Source organism: Caballeronia sp. GAWG1-5s-s (assembly GCF_023631445.1).
Lineage (GTDB): Bacteria > Pseudomonadota > Gammaproteobacteria > Burkholderiales > Burkholderiaceae > Caballeronia.
In genome coordinates, this window is record NZ_JALQDC010000028.1 from 78,918 (window position 1) to 101,553 (window position 22,636).

Genomic DNA, 22,636 nt, shown 5'->3' on the forward strand with positions numbered 1-22,636 from the left:
GCGTTGGCTCCTCATTGGTTCTCGAGCTGTAGTCATGCGTGGCGCTCGTTTCAAGCGACGCACGCGTGCTTCACGTTTCGTTGCGCTCGGGCATGACCTGCGCCACGAGCGTGCGGTCCTTCCAGAACATGTTGTGGACGCGCGGCTGGAGCGTGCGCAACATGTGCGGCTCGAGCGAGTGAAAGCTCACGACCGCAGCGGGACGTTCGCCGGTGCCGGGAACGCGCTCTATCGCGTCGAACGCAGGAAACCCGTACTTGCAGAGAAAATCGCGAATTTCATCGTCCGTCGTGTTCGGTTCGACATTGCCTAGCCAGAGATCACTCATCGCGATGTCCTCCCTCAATGCACCGGTTAGAGCCAGGTGAGTTCGACGAGCCGCGTGCCTGGTCGTGTCGCGCGTCGGCTGCGTGATGTGCTTAACGAATCAACCGCGTTCGTCCCGCGCCTTAGATTTGCGCTGCGCGAGCGGATTGAGCGCGCTCACGAATATGACGATGCCCAATGCGAGCGCCAGCATGCCATAGCGGAATTCGGATGTGGTGTCATACAGAAGACCGTGAATCGTGGCATACAGTCCGCCCAGCCAGATGAAAACGCCGATTGCGGCACACACGCTTCGAACCTCGGTTCGTCTCATCCATGCCTCCGCGGTTGCCATGCATCGGATACTTCAGTTTAGGAAATTCTGAGTGGTCCTGTGGACACACTTGCTGCAATCCGCTTGGCGCGTTCGGCGCGTTGGACTAAATTGCTAGCGTATTGCCACTGAAATCGAGCCACTGCGCCGGTCCTGCGAGCGCCACCGGCGGCGCGAAAGGATGCAGGTACGACTTGGACAGCCGTGCATCTCAACAGAGGCCGAACATGCCGAACGCGATTCTGAAGCACGGCCGATTGCATGGATTCGTGGCTTCGTTGCTCTCGCTCGTTCTCTTGATAGCGATGGATCACGCACAGGCTCAGAACACGCCACCGCAGGCGCCGGGCCGCACGTTCGTCGGCGCGAACGTCAAGCAGTACGCGGACGCCGTGCTCGCCATCATGTCGTACACGGCCGTGCCCGACGTGACCACGAGCTCGCTCTCCATCAATAGCGGCACCACCGGCAACCCGGGATTCGGTCAGACGCAATTCGGCGGCGGCTTCACCATCAGCAGGTCGTTTCCGCTCTATCTCGAAGGCACGGTCGCTTATAGCCGCTACGATCCGACCTTCATCGCCACCGACGGCAATCAGGAACGTCCTGTGCCGACCAAATGGAACACGGCGAGCACGACGGTGGGCATCGGCTGGGACTTTCCGATTACCGATGAACTGCGCCTGCGGCCGATCGTGAACGGCATGGTGGGCCGCGTGGCGAGCGACCTGCGCATCGCGCAGACCGTCTTCAACCATGTGGCCGACGCGAACCTGCAATTCCTCGAAGACGGCGTGCTCAACGCCTATGGCGTCGGCGGGTCGCTGATGCTCGATCTCGAGCACTATCGCGAGCATTACGAAGTCGACGTGGAACTGCGCGCGACCGATATCTATCTACGCAGCTTCGGCTCGTCGTCCGACGCCGTGCAGGGATCCGCGACCGCGCAGCAATTCAGCCTGTGGGCTCGCTGGCGCGCGCCGACCGGCCTGAGCGCGTTAGACAGGCCGCTTCGCTACGTGCTCGAAACCGCGTACTCGCATTACTTCGGCGACAGCGCCGGCGCGCTCGGCTTCAACGACCTCACCTCGCTCGGCGTAGGGCTGGAACTCGACAGCAGCAAGTACCCGATCGTCATCACGCGCACGCGCGCCATGGTGCGGTATGTCTTCGGACACAACGTGCATGGCGTGTCCTTTGGATTCGCTGTTAGCTTCTGACTCTGTCGCCACATGCGGCCTTCACCGCTTCTTGATACGCCATTCGCCGCTTGCCTTCTTGCAGGCGACCGGTGTCCAGCTCTGCGTCTGCCCCTTCGCGACAGCAACGAGCGTCACGCTGCGGCACGTTTCGCCGCCGCTTTGCGTGGTGTCGCGCGGCGTGACGGTGCCTTCGATGTGAACCGGATTGCCCGTGCCTTCATTGTTCCAGGGAACCGACTGCCCGTCCTTCTGCGTGTCGAGCGCATGCTGGGCGGCACGGTTGAGCGCCTGGCGGTCAGCGGGCTTCATATAGCTGATCGGCGTGTCGCGCAGGAAGTTCAGATTGTTGGCGAACGCGCAGGCGCAGGACATCGAGAGCGTCGCCGCGACGCTGCATTTGGCGACCGTGTATGCGAGACCGCGCGATAGCCGGATCATGGTTCGGTGTCGTTCATAACACGTTGCGTTGGCTCGGATCGTACTTCGGGTCGGGCTGCTTCTGCGTTTGGCGCAGCACGCCTTGTTCGTCGAAATAAAAGTGGAACAGCATATGATCGATGTTGTTCTCCATGTACCGATACGACCACACGTCGCGATTCATTCGTTTGTAGTGCGCCGTCTCGAACGGGCGGCCGAAGTTCATCAATACGTCATCGCGCGTCCATTTGCCTACTTCCGCGCGGTAGAACTCGTTGTCCTGAAGCACTTGCCGGACGCTCACCACCTTGCCCGATGCATCGACATCGACGGCCGTGGTAGTGCTGCCCATCGGCTGCGTGGGCCACATGAGCCGCTTGCCGCCACCCGGCAAATCATACGTTTCCTTCGGCGTTCCCAGCCGCGCGACGATAGCCTGCTGATCCATACCCGGCTCGACGTGCTGCTCCGGCTGCGCGCAGCCTGCGAGCGCAAGCACGGCGATGCATGCGCCGCGTGATAACGCCACTGCGATGCGTTCTGGCATGGCTATGCCCGGATAATCCATGGTCGCGCGCTGCACCCTATTTCTTCGCGGCCGGTTCCACGGATATCGCGAGCGCCTCCGTATAGACGGCCTTCACCTGATCGCCCTTCTTCACGCGCTTGAGCCGGTCCGGGTCCTCCACATGCAGATCGACCGTATCGCCTCGCGGTCCGCGCAGCGTGACGGTCTTCGCATGCCGGTCCACTGCCACGACGTCGGCGATGATCGTCACTTCGCGGCCTATCTCCCCACCCGGCTTCGCGCCCACGGGCGCGCGTTCGGCCGTCGCCTTCTCGGACGCCGATGGCGACGTCTTCTTGTCGACGAGACTCAGCGTCAGCGATTCACGATACTGCGTGGTCACGAGATCGCCCACCGCAAGCTGGTCGAAATTGCGCGCCTCGTTGGTCACTTCCAGTTCCATCACCTTGCCGGCCGCTGTCTTGAGCGTCACGGTGCGCGTGGCCCGGTCGATGCCGACGATGGTCGCGGTCACTTTCGACACGCCTTGCACGGTAGCGCTGTTTGCGTCCCGCGTAATGGTCGCGTCGGTTTGCGGCTCGGCTGCGAATGCGGTTGTGAAAAGGACAAGGCACGAGATGACGACCAGACTGACACGCTTCATTTCGACACTCCTCATTCGATTGACGCAAGAAACCTCGCTAACGCTACTGGATCGAATAGCCGCGCCCCTGCATGCATGCGGCCCACGCGCGGTTATAGGTATCCATGGCGCCCTGGCTCTGCGCTTGCGCGTTGGCCTGCTGCGCGCGCCGGTTCTGACGGGCCCTCACGCCGCCCGCCATGGTGCCGGCTGTCGCGCCGATGGCCGCGCCCTTGCCGGCATCGCCCGCGATCGCGCCGATCACCGCGCCACCGGCCGCGCCGCGCGCCGCGCCGGCCACGCGCTCGCCGCCGCCGACAGCCGGGCCCGATTGCGGCGGCGGCGCCGTCGATGCGGTCGCGGGGTCGATACCCGTGTTGCTCTTCGCCCAGCTGTAGCACGCGCCGTCATCCTTCTGTTGTTGTTGCGCGCTTTGTCCTTTCGACGGATACGCGATTGGCTTGCTTTGCGCAAGAGCTTCCAGGGCGAGCGAGGCGATCACAATGGCGCAGAGCGCGCGCAAACACAGTGCGTTCATATGGACTCCTTCAATTGTCAGACTTTCAGCCTGCATCGCGACGCAGCGAGCCCTCCGTCACGGTTCGTTCACGCGCGTCCACGTCGGGTCCGGATCGAATTCCGTCAGCGGTTGCGCAGACGGGCCCCGGTTCTTCTGATACACCACGCCGTTGTTATTGACAATGAATGTCATGACGCCGCTCTCGCCGTATTGCGCCGGGTACGCCACCATCGCGAAGCCGGCCAGCATGCGTCCATTGATGATGTAGCTGAAAGCGCCTCCCGGCGCGTTCTTGCCTTGCCGCGTGAGAATGCGAAAGTGGTAGCCGTGATACGGGTCGCCCGCGTGACGGTCCGTGAAATAGGTCGAGCTCGCGGCGATCAACGGACCGAAGGGACTTTGTTCTTCGCCCCGACTCGCATCCGCCGGCCAATAGAGTCCGTCGCGCTTGCCGGGCGAACTGCCGAGCTTGCGCGCGTACTGCAACACGCCGTCCCCCATGCGATCTTGGGAAGCGTACTCGCGCTGCGCATCGAGATACGCGCGCAGCACCTTGATCGCCTCGCGCTCGTTCGCGCCGATACGCCGGTCCAGCACCTCCTGCTCGCCTTCTTCCGTGGCGAAGCGCCAGACGCCGTTCTCTCGAACGAGCGGAATGGGCATTGGCCACGCATCGTCGCCGATCACGAGAATGCGGCGGTCGGGCGAAGCCTCTTCGAGCCGGTGAAACGCCTCGAATTCGGCGAGCGCATTGGCGCGCAACTGGCGATTCTCGGCTTCGTCGGATGTCACGACGAGTCGCTTGTGCGCGCTGCCGAAGATGCCGATGAGCGCGGCGTCATCGTCCGATTTGAGCGCCTGCACGAGTGCGCTCACCGCTTCCTCGGGTGTCGCGAAGGTCTGCTGGTCGGTCGCTGCGAAGAGCGTCGCGGGCGCGAGCAACATCGCGACTGTCGCAAACGCAATGACGAGACGAGTCAACCGGCCATCGGTTCGATGAGTGTTCATAGGCATCCCCTAGCGACGACCCCCGCGGCCGCCGCCGAAGCTGCGACCGCCGCCTCCTGAGAAGCCACCGCCTCCGCCACCACCAAAGCCGCCACCGCCGCCCTGGAAGTTGCGACCGCCCTGGCCGCCTGCCATCGACTGCCGGCTCGCGGCCCCGCGCGCGCTGTCCGCGCGGGCGCTTTGGCCCGAGCCATAGCCGCTGAATGCATCGCCCCCGCGCGCCTGAAAGTTCGACGCGCCCTGCGCGCGAGGCGTGTTCTGCATGGCGGGTTGCGTGCGTGCGGACGCGCGCTCGGTGCCGCCGGCCCCGCCGAAACCCGCGCCTGCTCCGCTTCCACGCGAAGGCGCGTCGCCCACGCGCTGCATCGAGGACCGTCCGCCCGTGCCGGAGACCTGTCCCGGCTTCTTCTCGGAGCGCCATGTGCTCGACTGTTGCGTTGCACCCGATCCCGACCGGTTCGCCGCGCGATTGCTCAGGTTGTTCTGCACGTCGGCTCGATTGGCGTTCTGTTCGCGGTTGATGTTGATGGTGTTATTGCCGCCGTTATAGTTGGCCTCGTACCGTCCGCCGTTCCACGCCGCGGTGATGGCCGCGCCCCAGATCATGCCGGTGGCGAAGGCCGCGCCGGGTGCATACGGATAGTAGTAGACGGGGTAAGGCGCCGGAGCGTACGTATAGACCGGCGTCGGACTGCTCACGACCACTGTGGACGGGTTGTACTGCGGTACATAGATGACTTCCGGGTTAGACGGCACGATCTTGATCACTTCCTTCTCGACCACGACCGTCTGCTTGTCGTCGCTCTTTAAGTTGCCGACCGACTGAGTTTGCCGGCGAAAACGCTGCACGGCTTGCAAGACGGCGTTCTGATCCGCCACGACTGCTTCGCCGAGCGCAACCGTCCAGTCGAGATCCGAGCTCATCTTCTTCACGATCTCGGGATAGTTGAGCAGCGCCTTCACCGAGTCTTGCCAGCGTTCATCGACCGGAAGATTCTTGTCCGTCTTTCTGCGTTCGAGAAACCGGTCGGCCTGCACCACTTCGACCGGATACGTCGAAGCGGGAAGAATGATCGCAACGAGGTCGTCGGGATAGAGCGCGATGGGACCGACGAGCTTGTCCAGATCCGCGGCACTCATTGCCGCGGGCGGCGGGACGCTTGCCGCCGGCGCCTGAGCGAGCGCATGCGTGCCACCTGCGAGCGCCGACACGACCAGAAGCACGTTGATGAACTTGGGCATTGTTGTCTTACCACCGAGGTGGCCGTCTCTCGCCTGTTCTACCCATTCGCCCAAAGCGCAAGCTGTACCCCGCAGCGCATTGGGTCTTTCACCGATCGTTCAAGACAGTGAGACAAACTCATTCACTCTTGCTTAAGAAAAGCTTAAGGGCGTTTGAATACCTTATTGAGCCGAGTCATGATGGGCGGCGGCAATAGCTGCGTCACGTTACTTCGCGGCTTCCGCCTTCTTCTGGTCATAGATGAATCGCGTGGCGTCGGGCACTCTGGAAAACGAGGTGATCCGCAAGGAAATACACGAGCAAAGCAGCGTCGTCATTCGTTACTTTGGTTTCGCCGCTTGTAGCGCAACGCGCTAAAGAGCGCGGCCATGAGCACGAGATAGTGATTGAAAGATATGCGAACCCTTTGGCGAATTCAAGACTCGGGCGCGGTCATTTAGATGCATTCATCGGCTGACCGATCGATCTGACTTACCCGCCCAGCGCGATGATCGCCATCGTCAGAAGCACGCCCAACGTCACCATCGCCAACCCCGCTTTCAGCGCGCCCCATCCAGCATAGGATCCCAAAGCAACGCCGCATCCGAATAGCATGACGAGCGTCAGCGCACGTGACACGAGCAACGCAGTGGGAACATGCCGGATGATGACGAACGGAGCGGCGACCGGAAACGTGGACAGCACGATAAGGATGAAGATGCCGAGCGCGGCAAGAATATCGTCGCGCTCCAGCGAGGGACGCTCAGGGAGCGCATCGTATCGAGCGATCCGGCTGCGAATCGATTCGAGCTCGGCGTCCGTGAAGAATGGCGCGAGAAACGGCGGTAGTCTCGCGCGCAGTTCTCGCACGCCCTCTGCCGCGTCGAGTTCGCGCCTGATCGCAAACGCGAGCGTGCGCCGCCGCCCTCGGTTCACGAGCGTGCGCATCAGATACATGACGGCATCCGCGAGCCCCCAAGCAAGATTGCAGCCGAGGGCCGTGTACAGCATCTTGCGGCCGGCATCTTCGCCGCTCGTCGCTGCCGACACCGTACCGACGAACGTCAGCGCCATGAACAATCCGAAACATAGTTCGGAAACGCGGTCGACCGTGTCCAGCACGGGCGCTCGCGTGTTGCCGCGCGGTTCGACGAGTGCGGCGTCGGCGGTGGTGTCCGGCAGCATGAATATCACCCGGTCTTGACTTCGTTCACGAGCGGTTCGTTATGCTCGAACGCGGTGATGCTCGCGAGCGTGGTCTCACAGATAGTCGATAGCGCCTCGCGTGTCAAATACGCCTGATGCCCGGTCACGATCACATTGGGGAATGAGATGAGCCGCTGAATGATGTCGTCCGGAATGATTTCATTGGACAGATCGCGGAAGAATAAGTCCGCCTCCTGCTCATACACGTCGATCGCGAGTCCGCCTAGTTGCCCGCTTTTGAGTGCTTCGATCACGGCCCCCGTGTCGATAAGCGCGCCCCGGCTCGTATTGATGAGCAAGGCGCCGCGCTTGGCACGCTGAAGCGTGTCCGCATTGATGATGTGATGCGTCGCAGGCGTCAGCGGACAGTGCAGTGAAATGACATCGGCCTTTTCCCCGATCTCACCTGGCTGCGCATAACGCAGGCCCATCGCCTCGAATTCTTGCGAGGGATACGGATCGTAGCCGATGACAGTACAGCCGAAGCCGAGCATGATCTTCGCAAAGACGCAGCCGATCTTACCGGTGCCCACGACGGCCACCGTCTTGCCGCACAGATCGAAGCCGATGAGTCCGTCGAGAGAGAAATTGGAATCGCGCGTACGGTTGTAGGCGCGATGCACCTTTCGATTGATCGCGAGCAACAGCGCGACGGCATGTTCGGCGACTGAGTTCGGCGAATACGTCACGACGCGAACGACCTTCAGCCCGAGCCGCGCGGCGGCTTCGAGGTCGACGTTGTTGAAGCCCGTGCAGCGCAGCGCGAGCAATCCGGTGCCGCCGCTTTTCAGCGCCTCCAGAACGGCGGCGTCTGCCTTGTCATTCACGAAGATGCACACCGCGCCGAATCCCGCAGCCTCCCCGACCGTATCGCGATTCAGCGACACGTCGAGGTATTTGAGCCTGTGGTGCGCGGATTCGTTCGCCTGGTCCAGAAACTCGCGCTCATAACGCGTCGAACTGAATATCGCCACGTCCATGATTTCATCTCCGATACGAGAGCTAGCCGCTAGCCAGCGAGATTGCGATCTGCACGAACAGCACTTTGACGATGGTCATCGACGGGAAAATCATCGCGTACATGACGTCGGGCTGATCCGTGGGCGCGATACGATTGGCGAACGCGAGAATGGCAGGATTACCGGTCGCGCCGCATACGACGCCGGCCGAGGTATCGAAGGGCAGCTTGAATAGCCATAGGCACGACGCGGCCGTTACGCCCACGAGCACGAGCAGCGTGATCACGCCATAAAGAAGCAGCAGCGGCCCCGCTGTGCCCACGGTCGCCACGAACTTCGGCCCGCATGAAATTCCGACCTGCGCAAGAAAGATCGTGAGCCCGAGATTGCGCAGAACCAGATTCGCCGATAGCGGCATGACCCACACGAACGGTCCGTTGCGCCTTGCTTTGCCAAGGCACAGCGCGAGCAGCAGCAACGCAGCGAGACCGAGGCTGAAGCTGCCGAGGCCGGGAAACCGCAACGGAACGGCCCCTAGCAGCAGCCCCGCCGCTGCGCCGATTCCAAGGCAAATGAAGCTGAGGTCCGCTGTGCCCTTGATCGAATCGCCGAAGAACGCCCGAATCGTCGCGCGATGCGCGCGATTCACGAGCACGCCCACGCGGTCCCCTGCTTCGAGAATGAGATCGGGCGTCGAGAGTAAATCGGCGTCGCCCCGGCGCACATGCGCGATCGAACAGTTCACGCCGCCGGGAAATCGCAGCTTGCCGAGCGGCATGCCGACCACCGCCGAATTCGATGCGAACACCCGCATATAGTCGATGTCTTCGCGATCGCTCGCGATGCGTCCTGGCTGCGACTCGCCACATAATGCCGTGGCCTCGTCGAGCAAGCGCTTGTCCGTGGCGGTGACAAGCAGCACGTCGTCGGACTGCACGATGAAGTCGTCGGCGGGCAACTGATTACGATGCGCGCGCCGCACCGCCGCAATCGACACGCCCAGCGGCAAGCGGCTCAATAGTTCCGATAGGCGCAGCCCGAAGAAGCTCGCGTTCTTTAGCGCGATCTCTGCCGTTTCGAGTACCTTCGCTGGCGGCTTCGGAATCGAGACTTTCAGCAATACGTTAAGCGCATAGAGAAAGAGAATGGGACCGGCCACGCCGAACGGATAAGCGACGCTATAGCCCACGGCCGCATCATTGCTCTTCATCGAAGCAATGGCGACCTGAAGACTTGCCGTGCTGGTCCCGCTGCCTGCGAACATGCCCAACGCATCAGCGAGCGTGATGCCGAAGCGGATAAAAGCGCATGAGACGAGACCGGCCGCAATGACGCCGAGGCAAGCGGCCGCGTTCGCCTTCGCCCCTTCGCGGCTCGTGAGCCCTCTGAAGAACTGCGCGCCGTACTGAATGCCGATGCCGTATAGAAACAGCAGCAAGCCGAGCGTGCCGAGCAAGGCCGGCGGCGCCGACTTTGGCGCAAAGGCGCCGATGGCGAGTCCGACAAACAGCACGGCCCCCGAGCCGAGCGCGACGCCTTTGATCGTGATCTCGCCGATGAGATAGCCGAGTGCGATCGTGAGAAACAATGCGAAGAGCGACTGGCTTTCGAGAAACGTTCTGACTGCGTCCATGCGGCCTCCCGTTAATGAATCAGGCAACGCAGCGATACAGAATCATTAAAGGCGGTTTGTCTGAAGCAGTCCAGCGGTATTGACGAGCACGGTCAAGTTGCGTTTCGGTGCGATTCTAGGACGACCACGCTACGTGGCGCGACATGGCAGGCATCCGATTCCGCCTTCGCTGTTACGGTATCCGAAACAATATCGAGCGGCGATGCAAGCGATGTATCGACGATGCGCCGCCAAGTTTGCTTGTCGAGGACAGGCACCGCGACGATACGCGCGTCGTCGTTCATGTTCATGATGATGTGCAACATGGCTTCGCCCGGTGCTTGCGCGGCAAGCGTGAAGGCGACGAGACGTGCGGCGGGGTCATGCCACGGCGGCTCGCCCAGTCGCTCGCCGTGCCATGCAACGTCGGGATAAACGTCGCCGTTCGCAGGCCGCCCCGTCAAGAAGCGTCGGCGGCGCAGGCTCGCGTGCCGCTTGCGCAGTGCGATGAATTCGCGCACGAAGCGCAACATGTCGAGCGCATCGCGCGAGGTACGCCAGTCAAGCCACGACAGCTCATTGTCCTGGCAGAACGCGTTGTTATTGCCTCGCTGGCTGCGCAGGACTTCATCGCCCGCGAGAATCATCGGTACGCCCTGGCTCAAAAGCAGGATCGCCATGAAGTTGCGCGCCTGCTTGAGACGCAGACCGATGACCGCGTGATCGTGCGTCTCGCCTTCCGCGCCGCAATTCCACGAGAGGTTATCGTTGGTGCCGTCGCGGTTGTCTTCGCCGTTTGCCTCATTGTGCTTCGCGTTATAGCTCACGAGATCGAGTAACGTGAAGCCGTCGTGACAGGTGACGAAGTTGATGCTGTTGGCGGGCAGCCTGCCATCCGCCTGGTAGAGATCCGCGCTTCCCGCCATGCACGTACATACTTGCCCGATGAGCCCGGGGTCGCCGCGCACGAAGCGTCGAATCACGTCGCGGTAGCGTCCATTCCATTCGGCCCACGCCATCCCCGGAAACGCGCCTACGTGATAGAGGCCGCCCGCGTCCCATGCTTCGGCAATCAGCGGCACGCGCGAGAGCATTTCCGACGATTCTATCGCCCAAGGCAACGGCGGGTTGCGCATTAGCCCGCCGCCCTCGCCGCGCGTGAAGACGCTCGCGAGATCGAACCGGAAACCATCGACACCGAGGTCGCGTACCCAATACTCCAGACATCGCAGAATGAACGCGCACACCAGCGGATGATTGCAGTTGATCGTGTTGCCACAGCCCGTATAGTCGCGGTAACGGCCGCCATCGGCTGGATCGACGTGATAGAAGATATCGTTCGCGAGCACCTTGAAGTTGATGACGGGACCGTTTGCACCGGCCTCCGCAGTGTGATTGAACACGACGTCCAGCAGCACGCGAATGCCCGCCGCGTGCATGGCGTCGATGAGCGCGCGAAATTCCTGCGGCGCTCGTGCCGCTTCCACGCAATAGCGCGAATGCGGACTTTAGAAGCTATGCGTGCTGTAGCCCCAGAAATTCGTGAGTCCTTTTGCGGCTGCGGAAGGCGGAACGTCCTGCTCGTCGAATGCCATGACCGGAAGCAACTCGACATGCGTGACGCCCAACTCCTTCAGATAAGGGATTTTCTCGATCACGCCGGCGAACGTACCGGGACATCGGACACCGCTCGACGGATGCCGCGTGAAGCCGCCTACATGCAACTCATAGATGATGGCATCGTCCAGCGTGCGAATGTCGACGTCGTCCCGCGTTTCGAGAGGTTCCGTGACGATGGCTCTCAACGATGCGTGTGGCGCGCCTTGCGCCTCCGAAGCCTGCTGGCGGTTCCAGAAACGCTCGCTGACCGCCCGCGCGTGTATATCGAGCAGTTCCTTGCGGCTGGCGGCAGCGTCATCCATTTGGGGTACGCCATGTGGACCGCAGGCACGCCACGTGTAGCAACAGTGAACCGGTAGATCTTCGACAAAGACATGCCAGAAATAGAACGTCCGGTTCACCTCGGGCGCGAGCGAGACAATCTGGAACGGCTCGGTGCTTTCCGTCGAAGCGTAGAGCAACAGCTCCATGCCTGTCGCGTGCCGGCAGAACAGGCAAAAGTTGACGCCGCCCTCTGCGACTGTCGCGCCGATAGGAAACCGCGAACCCGGCTGCACACGATAGCTGTGCGCGCTGTCGACGTTAGCTCTGAGCAAGGTCGATCCTCACTGCCGACGTTTTCCAGATGCGCTTGCAGTATTCGCTGATCGCGCGGTCTGACGAGAACTTGCCCGAATGCGCGGTGTTCATGATCGACATGCGAGTCCATTGCTGCACATCTGCCCATGTTTCGCTTACGCGTTCCTGGCATGCGCAGTAATCCGCGAAGTCGGCCAATACGAGGAACGGGTCAAATTGCACGAGGTTGTCGACCAGCGGCCGAAATACATTCTTGTCGCCGCCCGAAAAGCGCCCTTGCGCGATGTCTTCGACTGCATCGCGCAAAACTTCATTCGACTCCATGTATTGAGCGGGCCGGTATCCTTCGCGCTTTGCCTGCTCGACCTGTTGAGCAGTGAGTCCAAAGAGAAAAAAGTTCTCGGCGCCCGCTTCCTCGCGAATCTCCACGTTGGCGCCATCCAGCGTGCCTATTGTCAGCGCCCCGTTCATCATGAACTTCATGTTGCCGGTGCCCGACGCCTCTTTTCCCGCCGTCGAAATCTGCTCGGAGAGGTCGGCCGCCGGATAGATCCAGTGCCCGTTCTTGACATTGAAATCCGGATAGAAAACGACTTTCAGCCGCCCCCTGATCGCGGCGTCGTTGTTGACGACATCCGCAATGCCCGTGATCAAACGGATAATGAGTTTGGCCATCGCATAACCGGGAGCAGCCTTTCCGCCGAAGATAAAGCAGCGCGGCGCACAGGGAATGTCCGGGTTCGCGCACAAGCGACGGTACAAGCTCACTATATACAGCGCATTCAAATGCTGGCGCTTGTATTCATGGATTCGCTTGACCTGTATGTCGAAGAGCGCGTCGGGATCGACGACGATTCCAGTGGCATCCCTGATGCGCTCCGCGAGCGCCGCTTTGTTCTCGCGCCGCACGGAACGCCACGCGTCATGGAACCCGCGATCATCCGCGAGCGCTGTCAGCGCATCGAGCCTCGATAGATCAGTGGCCCATCCGTCGCCGATGGTCGTGTCGAGCAGACGTGTCAGTCCGGGATTGCTCAACATCAAGAAGCGGCGCGGCGTCACGCCGTTGGTCACGTTGCAGAACCGTTCGGGAAACATGTCGGCGAAGTCCCGCATCACCGTCTGCTTGAGTAGATCCGAATGCAGTGCTGCGACGCCGTTCACTGCATGACTACCGACCGTGGCGAGGTGCGCCATGCGCACCTTTCTGTCGCCGGCCTCGTCGATGAGCGACATGCGCGCCACGCGGGCATCGTCGCCCGGAAAGGCGCGCCGTACATCTTCCAGGAAACGGCTGTTTATTTCATAGATGATTTCGAGCGCGCGCGGCAGCATGCTCTGGAAGAGCGGCAGGCCCCACGTTTCGAGCGCTTCGGGCAACAGGGTGTGATTGGTATAGGCGAACGTGCGCCGTGTGATGTCCCACGCTTCGTCCCACGGCAGGCCGTGCACGTCGAGAAGCAGACGCATTAATTCGGCTACCGCTATGGACGGGTGCGTATCGTTCAGTTGGGCAGCGAAAAGATCGGCGAAATGGTGTACCGACGTCCCTTTGATTGTCATTAGCCGCAACATGTCCTGCAGCGAGCACGATACAAAGAAGTACTGCTGCGCGAGTCGCAGTCGCTTGCCTATTTCCGGTTCGTCGTTCGGATATAGCACCTTGGATAACGTTTCCGACAAGACTTTCTCCTGCACCGCCTCGTAATATTGGCCGGCGTTGAAGTCTTGAAAGTCGAATGACTCGACTGCCTCGCTCTTCCACAGCCGAAGCACGTTGCAGGTGTCCACGCGGTAGCCTTGCACCGGGAAATCGCATGCCACGCCCTTGACCTGCTGCGCCGGTTTCCACTCGATGCAAAGACGGCCCTGATCGTCGGTGCGCTGTGTCGTTTGTCCTCCAAAGCCGACGTAATAGCACACGTCCGGCCGCGCGATTTCCCATGGACTGCCCTTCTCGAGCCACTTGTCCGTGACCTCGACCTGCCAGCCATCGCGGATCTGCTGATCGAAGATGCCGAACTCGTAGCGAATGCCATAACCGATCGCGGGTATCTCGAGAGTAGCGAGCGAGTCCATGTAGCAGGCAGCGAGGCGCCCCAGTCCGCCATTACCGAGGCCCGGTTCTTCTTCGACCGCAAGCAGGGCGTCGAGGTCTTGGCCGAGCGCATTCAACGCATTGCGAGCCTCGTCCTGCATGGCCAGATTCAGCAGGTTATTGCCGAGTTGCGGACCGATCAGGAATTCAGCCGACAGATAACACGCGACCTTCACGTCTTTCGCCGCATAGATTTTCATCGATGCGGCCCAGCGCGCCAGCATTCGGTCTCTCACGCTGAACGCGAGCGCCATGTACCAGTCTTGGCGAGTAGCGATGTCCGGGTAGCGCGCCTGACGACAAATCAGGTTCCTTACGATGTCGTGCTGCAACGGATTATCGGCGAGCTCATTCGTCGCTGACGCGCGACGGGAGGCTGCGTCTAGGACAGGAGCATCGTTCATGGTCGCCTCGTCATTCGATACGTTGCAAGGATATGTTAGGAGCTACAAATTTCAAGCGCTTGAACTCTGGCGCTTTCACGCTCCACTTTCTCCACGAAGACTATTCATTCACTTACAACATCTCTCTCAATGACGTCAGAGAGCAAGGCCACACTCTCAGGAAAAGGCGCCTTGAAACGAACACTGATTCGCCTAAAACGTATTCACGGCCTAACGACAAATGCGCGATGCATTGTTCCGTGCGCCATGTCTAACGGACCGGCCACGCATTCGGTTCTTCAACCGGGAAGTCAATGAAAAGAGCTGCCGAAAGCATCTGCGCGGTCGTCCTCGCAGCCCTCCTCATGCTCGCGTTGCCGGCCGCATCCCTGGCCGCCGGTTCAGAGACGCTCGCTCAGATCGAGGCGAGAGGCGCACTGCGGTGCGGCGTGAGCGAAGGCATAGCCGGCTTCTCGGCTCAGGATGCGTCCGGGCGCTGGACGGGAATGGATGCCGACTTCTGCCGTGCCGTGGCTGCCGCCGCCCTCGGCGATCCTGACAAGGTCGCATTCGTTCCTCTCAGGACGTCCGCACGCTTTCCCGCACTTCGAACGCGCCGCATCGACCTGCTCGCGCGCAATACGACCTGGACCTTGCTTCGCGAGGGGACGCTCGGCGTGCAGTTCGCAGGCGTTCTCTTCTACGACGCACAGGCGTTCATGGTGTGGACGAAGAACCCCATACGCGCGTCCTCGTCCCTGAATGGCGCGACCGTATGCGTGCTGCGCGACACGTCGAGCGAGGGCAATCTTTCCACGTATGCCGAAGCGAATGCGCTGGATATCAAGCCGCTCGTCGTCGGATCGGTGGATGCGCTAGAGCGCGCGTTCCTCGAGGGCCAATGCAGTGCGTCCACGGGGGACGCGTCGCTACTCGCTGCCCTACAAGCTCGCGCGCCGGGCGGGGCATCGTCGGTTGTCATTCTTCCCGAACGCATATCGAGGGAGCCGCTCGGCCCTGTCGTGCGAGACGACGATAGCGCGTGGCTTACCGTCGTGCGTTGGGTTCTTTTCACGTTGATCGCTGCCGAAGAACTCGGCGTGACGCGCGCCAATCATGTCGAACGCATGCGCGATCCGCGCGTGGCTCGCGCGCTGGTTCCGGATGCAGCAGTGACGACCATGCTCGGCCTAAAGCCCGGCTGGACAGCAAGAGCGCTGAACAGTGCCGGTAACTACGGAGAAATGTTCGATCGCAATCTGGGCAGTGCAAGTCCTCTGCAGATGAAGCGAGGACTCAATGACTCATGGACGCGCGGCGGCCTGATGTACGCCCCGCCGATGCAATGAAGAGGGAAGAACGCATCGTGAGCGACTGGCAGATCTATCTCGTCGTCGGGGTCTTCTCGGCGGTCATACTCGTGATCGCCTTTAATGTCATCGACATGACCGTGGCGGCGCTCGTCGGGGCCAGCATACTCATTGCGCTGCGCATTCTCGACGAACAGGACTTGCTCGCCACCGCGCGAACCTCGGCGGGCCCTATCAGCCTGCTCTTCGGCGGCATGGTCGTGGCGCGTATTCTGGCGACCACTGGCCTCTTCGACGTGATCGGCGACATCTATCTACGGGCCACCGCGGGAAGCGGCAAGCGCTTCCTGCTACTGCTGATCGTGGTGGTCGCGCCGTTGTGCGCCCTTTTGCCGAACGCGACGACAGTGATCCTGCTCGCACCAATCATCGTTCGCGTGGCCCGTGCATTGGATGTGGACATTGCGTCGCCGCTTATTCTCACCGCCATGCTCAGCAATGCTGCGGGGCTGCTGACGCTCGTCGGCGACCCCGCCACGTTTCTTGTCGGCAGTTCTATCGGCATGACCTTCGGCGAGTACCTCAGGTACGCGAGTCTCGGCGGCCTGCTGTCCATCGTCGCGGTCATTCCGTTGTTGCCGCTTATCATGCGGGACATATGGGGCGTCGTCAGGCCCGTGCCGAAGCGCGTCCAACATGCGAGGTTGCAAAGGCCGGTTTATGCAGCGCTGTCCCTTGTCGTGCTCGCGCTGATGATGCTGCTATTCATCCTGGGCGAGGAACTGCCGACGCGCATCGTTCCGCCAGCCGTCGCCGTGATCGCGAGCGCGCTCGCGCTTCTCGTGGCCTATGCGTTCAAGATCGAGCCGACCGATCGCGTGCTGCGCGACGTCGACTGGAAAACGCTCGTGTTTCTCGCGTGCATCTTTTGTCTCGTGCAAGCAATGGTCAAAACCGGCCTGCTTCAGGTGATGGCGCTCAGGCTTCATGAATGGTTCGGGACCAATCTGACGCTCGTCACGCTCGCGATGATTAGCGGCATCGGCCTGCTGTCGTCGTTATTGGCCAACGTCCCGGTTGCGGCAGCTTCCATCGTGATGTTGAAAGCCTATCTTGTGACTGCCGAATTCGTCCCTGAAGCGGCGATGGCCGATCAATTCACACAGTGGCCCCAAACAGTGATACCCGTATTCGTCGGCATGATGTATGGCGCGACGCTCGGGGGGAACGCCACGCTGATCGGGTCGGCGGCGAACATCGTCGCCGCGGGTGTCTGCGCGAACGAAGGACGCCCGGTCACGTTCGCCCGCTTCCTGCGCTATGGCTTGCCCGTCACGCTGTGTCAACTCGCGGTGACAGCGGCTTATGTGATGGTCCTGTCGAAGATACTGCGTTGACTTCGTATGAACGATTGCTGAACTCACGCTGCTACGCTGGGCTTCTTCTTTCCATCAATCTTTCGGGTTGTTCAACCACTGCACGGTGTCTGCATCAGCGATCATTTCTCTGACGCACTCGACGAGATAGGCCGGCTCGACTGGCTTGCCGATAACGCGCACTCCAGCCGGACGTCCGCTAATCTCGCTACCGAACCCGGATACGATGATCGCAGGCAGATGCGGGGCCGTCTGCCTGAGACGCTCGATAAGCTCTTGCCCGTTCATCCCCGGCATACGAAAGTCAGTGACGAGTGCGTCGATGGTCTCGCTCTGACTAATGGCAAGCGCGGCGTTTCCATCGTAGGCCGCAGAAACACGGAATCCGCGCAACTCGAAGTAGCGCTGAAAAACATAGGCGATCGCGACCTCGTCATCGACAATCAGTACGTGCCTTGTTCGGGTCTCATCCTTCATGGCGAAAACCATCAGCTGCCTGCGACGGAAACTTCTTCTCGAGCGAGGCGCGCACGTGCTCGGCCAGGTCGCTCACCCGATAAGGCTTCGTGAGCGTGGTGATGGGCGCTGCGGACACGTTCGCGGCGGGAAGCTGATCCATATAGCCCGTCGCGAGCAACACGGCGATATCCGGTTGTCGCTCTCTGACTCGCTCCACGAGCTGCAACCCATTCATTCCTCCCGGCATGATGATGTCAGTGAAAAGCAAATCGACATCGCCATATCGCTCGATGACTTTCAGTGCTTCCTCGCCGCTCTGCGCGGACAATACGCGATAGCCGAGATTCTTCAAATGGCCATACGCGAGTTCCCGAACGTCGCGGTTGTCGTCCACGACCAGCACCGTATGCTTGCCGAGAATGGCTTCGGTGCTCCAGTTCAGAGATTTGTCGCCTTTCTGGCTGACATCGGTTTCCGCCTGACTGACCACCGGGAAGATCATGCGTATGGTCGTTCCCTGTCCGGGCGTGCTGTCTATTTCGAGTCGGCCATGCGACTGTTGTACGAAGCCATGAACCATTGCGAGTCCAAGACCCGTGCCCGGCCCTTTGGTCGTGAAGAACGGCTCGGTGGCCCGTCTCACGACGTCCGGCGTCATGCCTTCTCCATGATCGATCACGCAGATCACGACATAGATTCCGGGCGTCAGGTTATGCGCCTCGATTCGCTCAGCGTCATTGATGACCGAGGTGGCGACCGTGACTCTCCCACCCTTCGGCATCGCGTCGCGAGCATTGATGAGCACATTCAGCAATGCCATTTCCATATGCGTGGCATCGAGGGTGCAAGCCGGCAAGCCGGGCTTCAGATCGAGGTGCAGGTCGATCTTGTCGCCGAGCGTTCTGACTAACATCTCACTGAACTCGACCACCAGCGTATTCAGATTGAGTTGTTTGGGTTCCAGGCGTTGCTTGCGAGCGAACGTGAGTAGTTGCTGAGTGAGTTTGCCCGCCTTCTCTCCCGCCGACATGGCGCGCCCGATTGCTTCGCGGGTTGCCTGCCTGTCGTGCAGAGACGCTGCGGCCAGTTCCAAATTCCCCGTGATGATCTGCAGCAGGTTGTTGAAGTCGTGCGCGAGCCCCGCGGTCAGTTGCCCGATGGCCTCCATCTTCTGCGCCTGCAGGAAGGACTGCTCCGAGATCCGGCGGCGAGTAATGTCCATCTGCGATGAGAAATAGTAGAGTAGTTTCCCATCCTTATTGAACACGGGGCCGATAAATAACGCATTCCAGAAGGGCTTGCCGCTCGCCTTGTAGTTCAGCACGTCCACTGCGACTGCCCGCTGCTCACGCAGGGCGTTACGGATTTCTTCCACAGCGCGCGCATCGGTTTCCGCGCCCTGCAGGAATCGGCAGTTGCGTCCGAGAACCTGCTCCTCGGTGTACTCGGTCAGGTCGAGAAACGCGCGGTTGGCGAAAACGACAGGGTTGTCCGGTTGATTCGGGTCGGATACGACCATCGGCATTCGCGTCATTTCGACGGCAGCGAAGAAGATATTGCTGCGGTCGTCCAGTCCAGGGCGGGAAATCTGGCTTGCCTGCCAGTGCTTGATCCCGGGATTGCCTAACGGTGAATAAGCGCTGCCTTCCAGTTCGCCGTCTGCCGGCCGGCCGATGCTCTGGCCATCTCCCTGTTCATCGCCGTGCTTGCTCAAAACTTCGTCTTTGTCGCTGCCCTTTGCCATATCTTATTCGCCAGTGTGTGTGATGTTGGCCCCATCGCGGAAGATGCATCGAGGGGATGCCGGCAACCTTCGGATAGTACCCTTTACTCGATGCAGACTCGTTCCTTGCTATGACTGCGCCTTCTCGACGCGGTGCAGCCACGCGAGCGAAATAAGCACGATAACGACCGTGATCGCGGCGAACGTGATCGTCGCGGGTGTGATGCCGATACGTTGCACCGCGACGCCTATCGCTATGACGGGCAGCGATATCGCCACATACAGCACGACGAAGAACGCCGCGGTCACTTCCGCCTTGCGCTCGGCCGGACTGCGATTGGATAGCTCGCCGAGTGCAGCACGAAAGCTGATGCCCTGCCCGAGTCCGCATAGCATCGTCCCGATGACAAAGGCGGTGGACGAACGCTGCCATGCGCATAGCGCAAGCAGCGCGAGACCGACGACAAGCGCGACCGAACCAGCAGGTTGTCGCCATCTTTGCGGGATACGTTTCTCGACCGCCTGACCGATCGCCGAGCAGAGAAAGATAAAAGACACAGCCAGGCCAATCAGCAAGCCGCTGTGATATCCGAGCACGTTGCGCATGAGTTGCGGCGAAACGGCGGTAAAGAATCCGACAACGACGAAGCCCGCAAATCCAGACAACGCTGCCGGCACGAACGCAGCACGCACCTCACGCGGGAGCGAGATGCGTTGCATATGCAATTTCGGGTGATCCGCCACGCGCACCGTTTCAGGCGCGGCGCGTAGCAATAGGAAGGCGAGCACCAGCAATGCGATATGCGCGAGGTACGAAAGACGCATGGGCCAGGACGCGAACTCGACAAGCGCTCCACTGAGGACAGGTCCCAAGCCGAGCCCGAGCATGTTCGACGACGTTGCAGCGAGCATCGCCTTCGAGCGCGAGTCGGACGGACTTGATTCGATCACCGCGACCGTCGCCGTCGACGTGAAGATGCCCGCCGAGATGCCCGAGACGAGACGACCGAGCAAGAGCATGAGGAGGCCGTCGGCAAATACAAAAATCAGCGCAGAGACGGCGGCGGCAGCAAGGCCCGCCTTGAGCATGCGCTTGCGCCCGAGTTGATCGGACCAGCTGCCCATCGCCAACAGCGCGCCGAGCACGCCGATCGCGTAGGCCGCGAAGATGACCGTGATGGTCGCGGGACTGAAGCCGTAGGTCGTCTGATAGTCGTGATAGATCGCGGTAGGCAACGTCGTGCCCGCCATGTTGATCATGAATACCAGTGCCAGTGCGAGATAAGCCGGCATGCAGAGGTGGGTCTATTTGTCGAAGGATGCGGGTGCTTTAGCACGCTCCGTGCACGCACCGAACTTTTCGCGTGCCGGCGGATGGATGCTGTCTTTTGAATACCGGCTTCAAGGACGCCTCATGCCGCGAGCGCTCCCCTCGCCACGTTCCGGTGCGAAAAAGAACGCCTTGACAGAGACTCTTACGATATATATCTTTAGATATGTTTTACGACATAAAGGGAGTGTGTCATGAGATCACGTTGCTTTCACGGCAAGCGCGACGATTCGCGCGGCTTCGGTTCCGGTCTTCCGTTCGATGCGCTGGACCGCCTCGATCGCCTTGCGTGGCGCGGCTGGGAGATGATCGGACGTCATCGGCACAGCGGCGGCGGGCGCTTTGGCGGCGGCTTCGGCGCGGGCGGCCCCGGTGGTGCGGGCGGTTTCGGCGGGGGTCCCGACGACATGGGCGGCATGCCGCGCGGCCGCAAATTCTCGTCCGAAGACCTGCAACTCTTGCTGCTCGCCATGCTGGCCGAGGCGCCGCGCCACGGTTACGAGCTCATCAAGGCGCTGGCGGATCGCTCCAACGGTTTCTATGCGCCAAGCCCCGGCATGGTGTATCCCGCGCTGACGTATCTGGAAGAACTGGGCTATGCGACGGTCGAGATGGAAGGCAACCGCAAGCGCTACGCGCTGTCGGATGCGGGCAGTGAATATCTCGCGGCGAATCGCGAACGGGTCGATCTGATGCTCGCGAAGCTTTTGCATTTTGCACGCAAGATGGACCTGGTACGGCGTGCCTACGCGGGCGAGCAGGCCGACGAGGATGCCGGCGACGGCGGCTGGGTGCCCGAACTCATCGCAGCGCGACGCGCCCTGAAGCGGGCGCTACTCCTGCGCACCGATGCATCGCCGCAAGAGCAGCGCCGCATCGCCGCGATTCTTGAACGCGCGACGGCCGACATCGAACAAGACAATGCGCCGAAACAGGCAAAAGGAACGACAGAATGAGCCATTCACTCGTCGAAGCACAACAAGGCCGCTCCGAACTGGAAGTCACGCGCGTGCGTCACCCGCTGAAATTCCGCTTGCTTCAGGTCAAGCGAGTCAGGCCGATTAATCCGCATCTTGTATGCATCACCCTGACGGGCGAGGCGCTCGCAGACTTCGAGAGCGCCTCTTTCGACGACCACGTGAAGGTCTTCTTTCCGCAGCCGGGCGGAAGCATGCCGGTGGTGCCGGAGGCCGGCCCGGACGGTCCCGTGTTCGATCCCGCCAAGCCGCGACCCATTGCCCGCGACTTCACGCCTCGGCGCTTCGACCGGGCGGCGCGCGAATTGGATATTGAATTCGCGCTTCACGACGCCGGCCCGGCGACCGCGTGGGCCGCGAAGGCCGCGCCGGGGGACTACCTCGGCATCGGCGGGCCGCGCGGCTCGTTCGTCATTCCGACGCGGTTCGACTGGCATCTGCTGGTAGGCGACGAGACCGCGCTGCCCGCCATCGCCCGTCGCCTGGAGGAGCTTCCGGCCGGCACGCGCGTGGCGGCGCTGCTCGAAGTCGCCGATCCCTCCGCGCGAATCGAATTCGATACACGCGCCAATCTGTATGTGCAGTGGTGCTACCGCAGCGAGTCCGCGTACGCGGGCGGCGATCTCTTGCTCGCGTTGCGCGGAACGTATCTTCCCGACGGCGAGGGATACGTGTGGGCCGCGGGCGAGGCTGCGCTCATGCGCGCAGTGCGCCAGCTGTTGTGCAATGAGCGAGGCATCGACAAGCGCCGCATTCGCGCCTCCGCCTATTGGAAGCGCGGCGAGCAAGGCGTGCATGGCACGATCGAAGACTGAACTCGCGTCCCGGCGTGCCGATAAACTAA

The 22,636-nt window shown here is 61.4% G+C and carries 20 protein-coding genes and 1 pseudogene; 5 read left to right on the top strand and 16 right to left on the bottom strand.

Translation table 11 applies throughout. The annotated features are described in order from the left end of the window. Window positions 1-70 precede the first annotated feature (70 nt). Window positions 71-328: an RNA recognition motif domain-containing protein gene (locus tag NCR34_RS19720; protein WP_248324290.1), complete on the bottom strand. Its 258-nt coding sequence runs from the start codon at window positions 326-328 to the stop codon at window positions 71-73. A gap of 99 nt (window positions 329-427) precedes the next feature. Continuing rightward, window positions 428-640, bottom strand: a complete 213-nt coding sequence (locus NCR34_RS19725; RefSeq protein ID WP_248324291.1) for a DUF2964 family protein — start codon at window positions 638-640, stop codon at window positions 428-430. 305 nt (window positions 641-945) lie between these two features. Between NCR34_RS19725 and NCR34_RS19730 the strand changes: the two genes are divergently transcribed. After that, a complete protein-coding gene (locus tag NCR34_RS19730; protein WP_248324790.1) occupies window positions 946-1,860 on the top strand; it encodes a hypothetical protein in 915 nt (304 codons plus the stop codon). 21 nt (window positions 1,861-1,881) lie between these two features. On the opposite strand, the gene NCR34_RS19735 is transcribed toward NCR34_RS19730, so the two are convergent. The 11 genes and pseudogenes from NCR34_RS19735 to NCR34_RS19785 all read right to left on the bottom strand — a co-directional run bounded on the left by NCR34_RS19735 (window position 1,882) and on the right by NCR34_RS19785 (window position 14,638). Continuing rightward, window positions 1,882-2,280, bottom strand: coding sequence for an RT0821/Lpp0805 family surface protein (locus NCR34_RS19735; protein ID WP_371747497.1), 399 nt, complete (start codon window positions 2,278-2,280; stop codon window positions 1,882-1,884). A gap of 13 nt (window positions 2,281-2,293) precedes the next feature. Beyond that, window positions 2,294-2,806, bottom strand: a complete 513-nt coding sequence (locus tag NCR34_RS19740; RefSeq protein ID WP_248324292.1) for a hypothetical protein — start codon at window positions 2,804-2,806, stop codon at window positions 2,294-2,296. A 37-nt stretch (window positions 2,807-2,843) separates the two neighbouring features. Further along, the gene (locus tag NCR34_RS19745) at window positions 2,844-3,431 is read right to left on the bottom strand and encodes a hypothetical protein (RefSeq protein ID WP_248324293.1); all 588 of its coding nucleotides are present in this window, start codon (window positions 3,429-3,431) and stop codon (window positions 2,844-2,846) included. Window positions 3,432-3,474: 43 nt separating this feature from the next. Beyond that, a complete protein-coding gene (locus NCR34_RS19750; protein WP_248324294.1) occupies window positions 3,475-3,948 on the bottom strand; it encodes a glycine zipper family protein in 474 nt (157 codons plus the stop codon). Window positions 3,949-4,005: 57 nt separating this feature from the next. Next, a complete protein-coding gene (locus NCR34_RS19755) occupies window positions 4,006-4,938 on the bottom strand; it encodes a DUF2950 domain-containing protein (RefSeq protein ID WP_248324295.1) in 933 nt (310 codons plus the stop codon). A gap of 9 nt (window positions 4,939-4,947) precedes the next feature. Continuing rightward, the gene (locus tag NCR34_RS19760) at window positions 4,948-6,180 is read right to left on the bottom strand and encodes a DUF3300 domain-containing protein (RefSeq protein ID WP_248324296.1); all 1,233 of its coding nucleotides are present in this window, start codon (window positions 6,178-6,180) and stop codon (window positions 4,948-4,950) included. A 472-nt stretch (window positions 6,181-6,652) separates the two neighbouring features. Then, complete coding sequence (locus tag NCR34_RS19765; protein WP_248324297.1) at window positions 6,653-7,345, bottom strand: hypothetical protein; 693 nt, start codon at window positions 7,343-7,345, stop codon at window positions 6,653-6,655. 5 nt (window positions 7,346-7,350) lie between these two features. Continuing rightward, entirely contained in the window at window positions 7,351-8,346 is a 996-nt protein-coding gene (locus NCR34_RS19770; RefSeq protein ID WP_248324298.1) for a 2-hydroxyacid dehydrogenase, read from the bottom strand. A 22-nt stretch (window positions 8,347-8,368) separates the two neighbouring features. Continuing rightward, window positions 8,369-9,958 carry an aspartate-alanine antiporter-like transporter gene (locus NCR34_RS19775; protein WP_248324299.1) on the bottom strand — a complete coding sequence of 530 codons (1,590 nt, stop codon included), beginning with the start codon at window positions 9,956-9,958 and terminating at the stop codon, window positions 8,369-8,371. A gap of 92 nt (window positions 9,959-10,050) precedes the next feature. Next, window positions 10,051-12,114 (bottom strand): annotated as a pseudogene (locus NCR34_RS19780) (glycogen debranching protein). A 25-nt stretch (window positions 12,115-12,139) separates the two neighbouring features. Beyond that, window positions 12,140-14,638, bottom strand: coding sequence for a glycogen/starch/alpha-glucan phosphorylase (locus NCR34_RS19785; RefSeq protein WP_248324300.1), 2,499 nt, complete (start codon window positions 14,636-14,638; stop codon window positions 12,140-12,142). 293 nt (window positions 14,639-14,931) lie between these two features. On the opposite strand from NCR34_RS19785, the gene NCR34_RS19790 reads away from it, so the two are divergent. Further along, window positions 14,932-15,966 (top strand): amino acid ABC transporter substrate-binding protein, encoded by a 1,035-nt coding sequence (locus tag NCR34_RS19790; protein WP_248324301.1) that lies wholly within the window; start codon window positions 14,932-14,934, stop codon window positions 15,964-15,966. Next, window positions 15,963-17,324, top strand: a complete 1,362-nt coding sequence (locus NCR34_RS19795; RefSeq protein WP_248324302.1) for an ArsB/NhaD family transporter — start codon at window positions 15,963-15,965, stop codon at window positions 17,322-17,324. Before NCR34_RS19790 ends, NCR34_RS19795 begins: the two co-directional genes overlap by 4 nt. Before the next feature lie 54 nt (window positions 17,325-17,378). On the opposite strand, the gene NCR34_RS19800 is transcribed toward NCR34_RS19795, so the two are convergent. From NCR34_RS19800 to NCR34_RS19810, 3 genes are all read right to left on the bottom strand, one after another. Next, window positions 17,379-17,780, bottom strand: coding sequence for a response regulator (locus tag NCR34_RS19800; RefSeq protein ID WP_248324303.1), 402 nt, complete (start codon window positions 17,778-17,780; stop codon window positions 17,379-17,381). Then, a complete protein-coding gene (locus NCR34_RS19805; protein ID WP_248324304.1) occupies window positions 17,770-19,506 on the bottom strand; it encodes a histidine kinase famiy protein in 1,737 nt (578 codons plus the stop codon). The genes NCR34_RS19800 and NCR34_RS19805 overlap by 11 nt, the downstream gene beginning before the upstream one ends. Window positions 19,507-19,614: 108 nt before the next feature. Next, window positions 19,615-20,778 (bottom strand): MFS transporter, encoded by a 1,164-nt coding sequence (locus NCR34_RS19810; protein WP_248324305.1) that lies wholly within the window; start codon window positions 20,776-20,778, stop codon window positions 19,615-19,617. Window positions 20,779-21,009: 231 nt separating this feature from the next. Here NCR34_RS19810 and NCR34_RS19815 point away from each other — a divergent pair, with 231 nt between their 5' ends. Both NCR34_RS19815 and NCR34_RS19820 read left to right on the top strand, forming a co-directional pair. Beyond that, complete coding sequence (locus NCR34_RS19815; protein WP_248324306.1) at window positions 21,010-21,771, top strand: PadR family transcriptional regulator; 762 nt, start codon at window positions 21,010-21,012, stop codon at window positions 21,769-21,771. After that, window positions 21,768-22,607 (top strand): siderophore-interacting protein, encoded by an 840-nt coding sequence (locus tag NCR34_RS19820; RefSeq protein WP_250501009.1) that lies wholly within the window; start codon window positions 21,768-21,770, stop codon window positions 22,605-22,607. The genes NCR34_RS19815 and NCR34_RS19820 overlap by 4 nt, the downstream gene beginning before the upstream one ends. The last annotated feature ends 29 nt before the right edge of the window (window positions 22,608-22,636 follow it).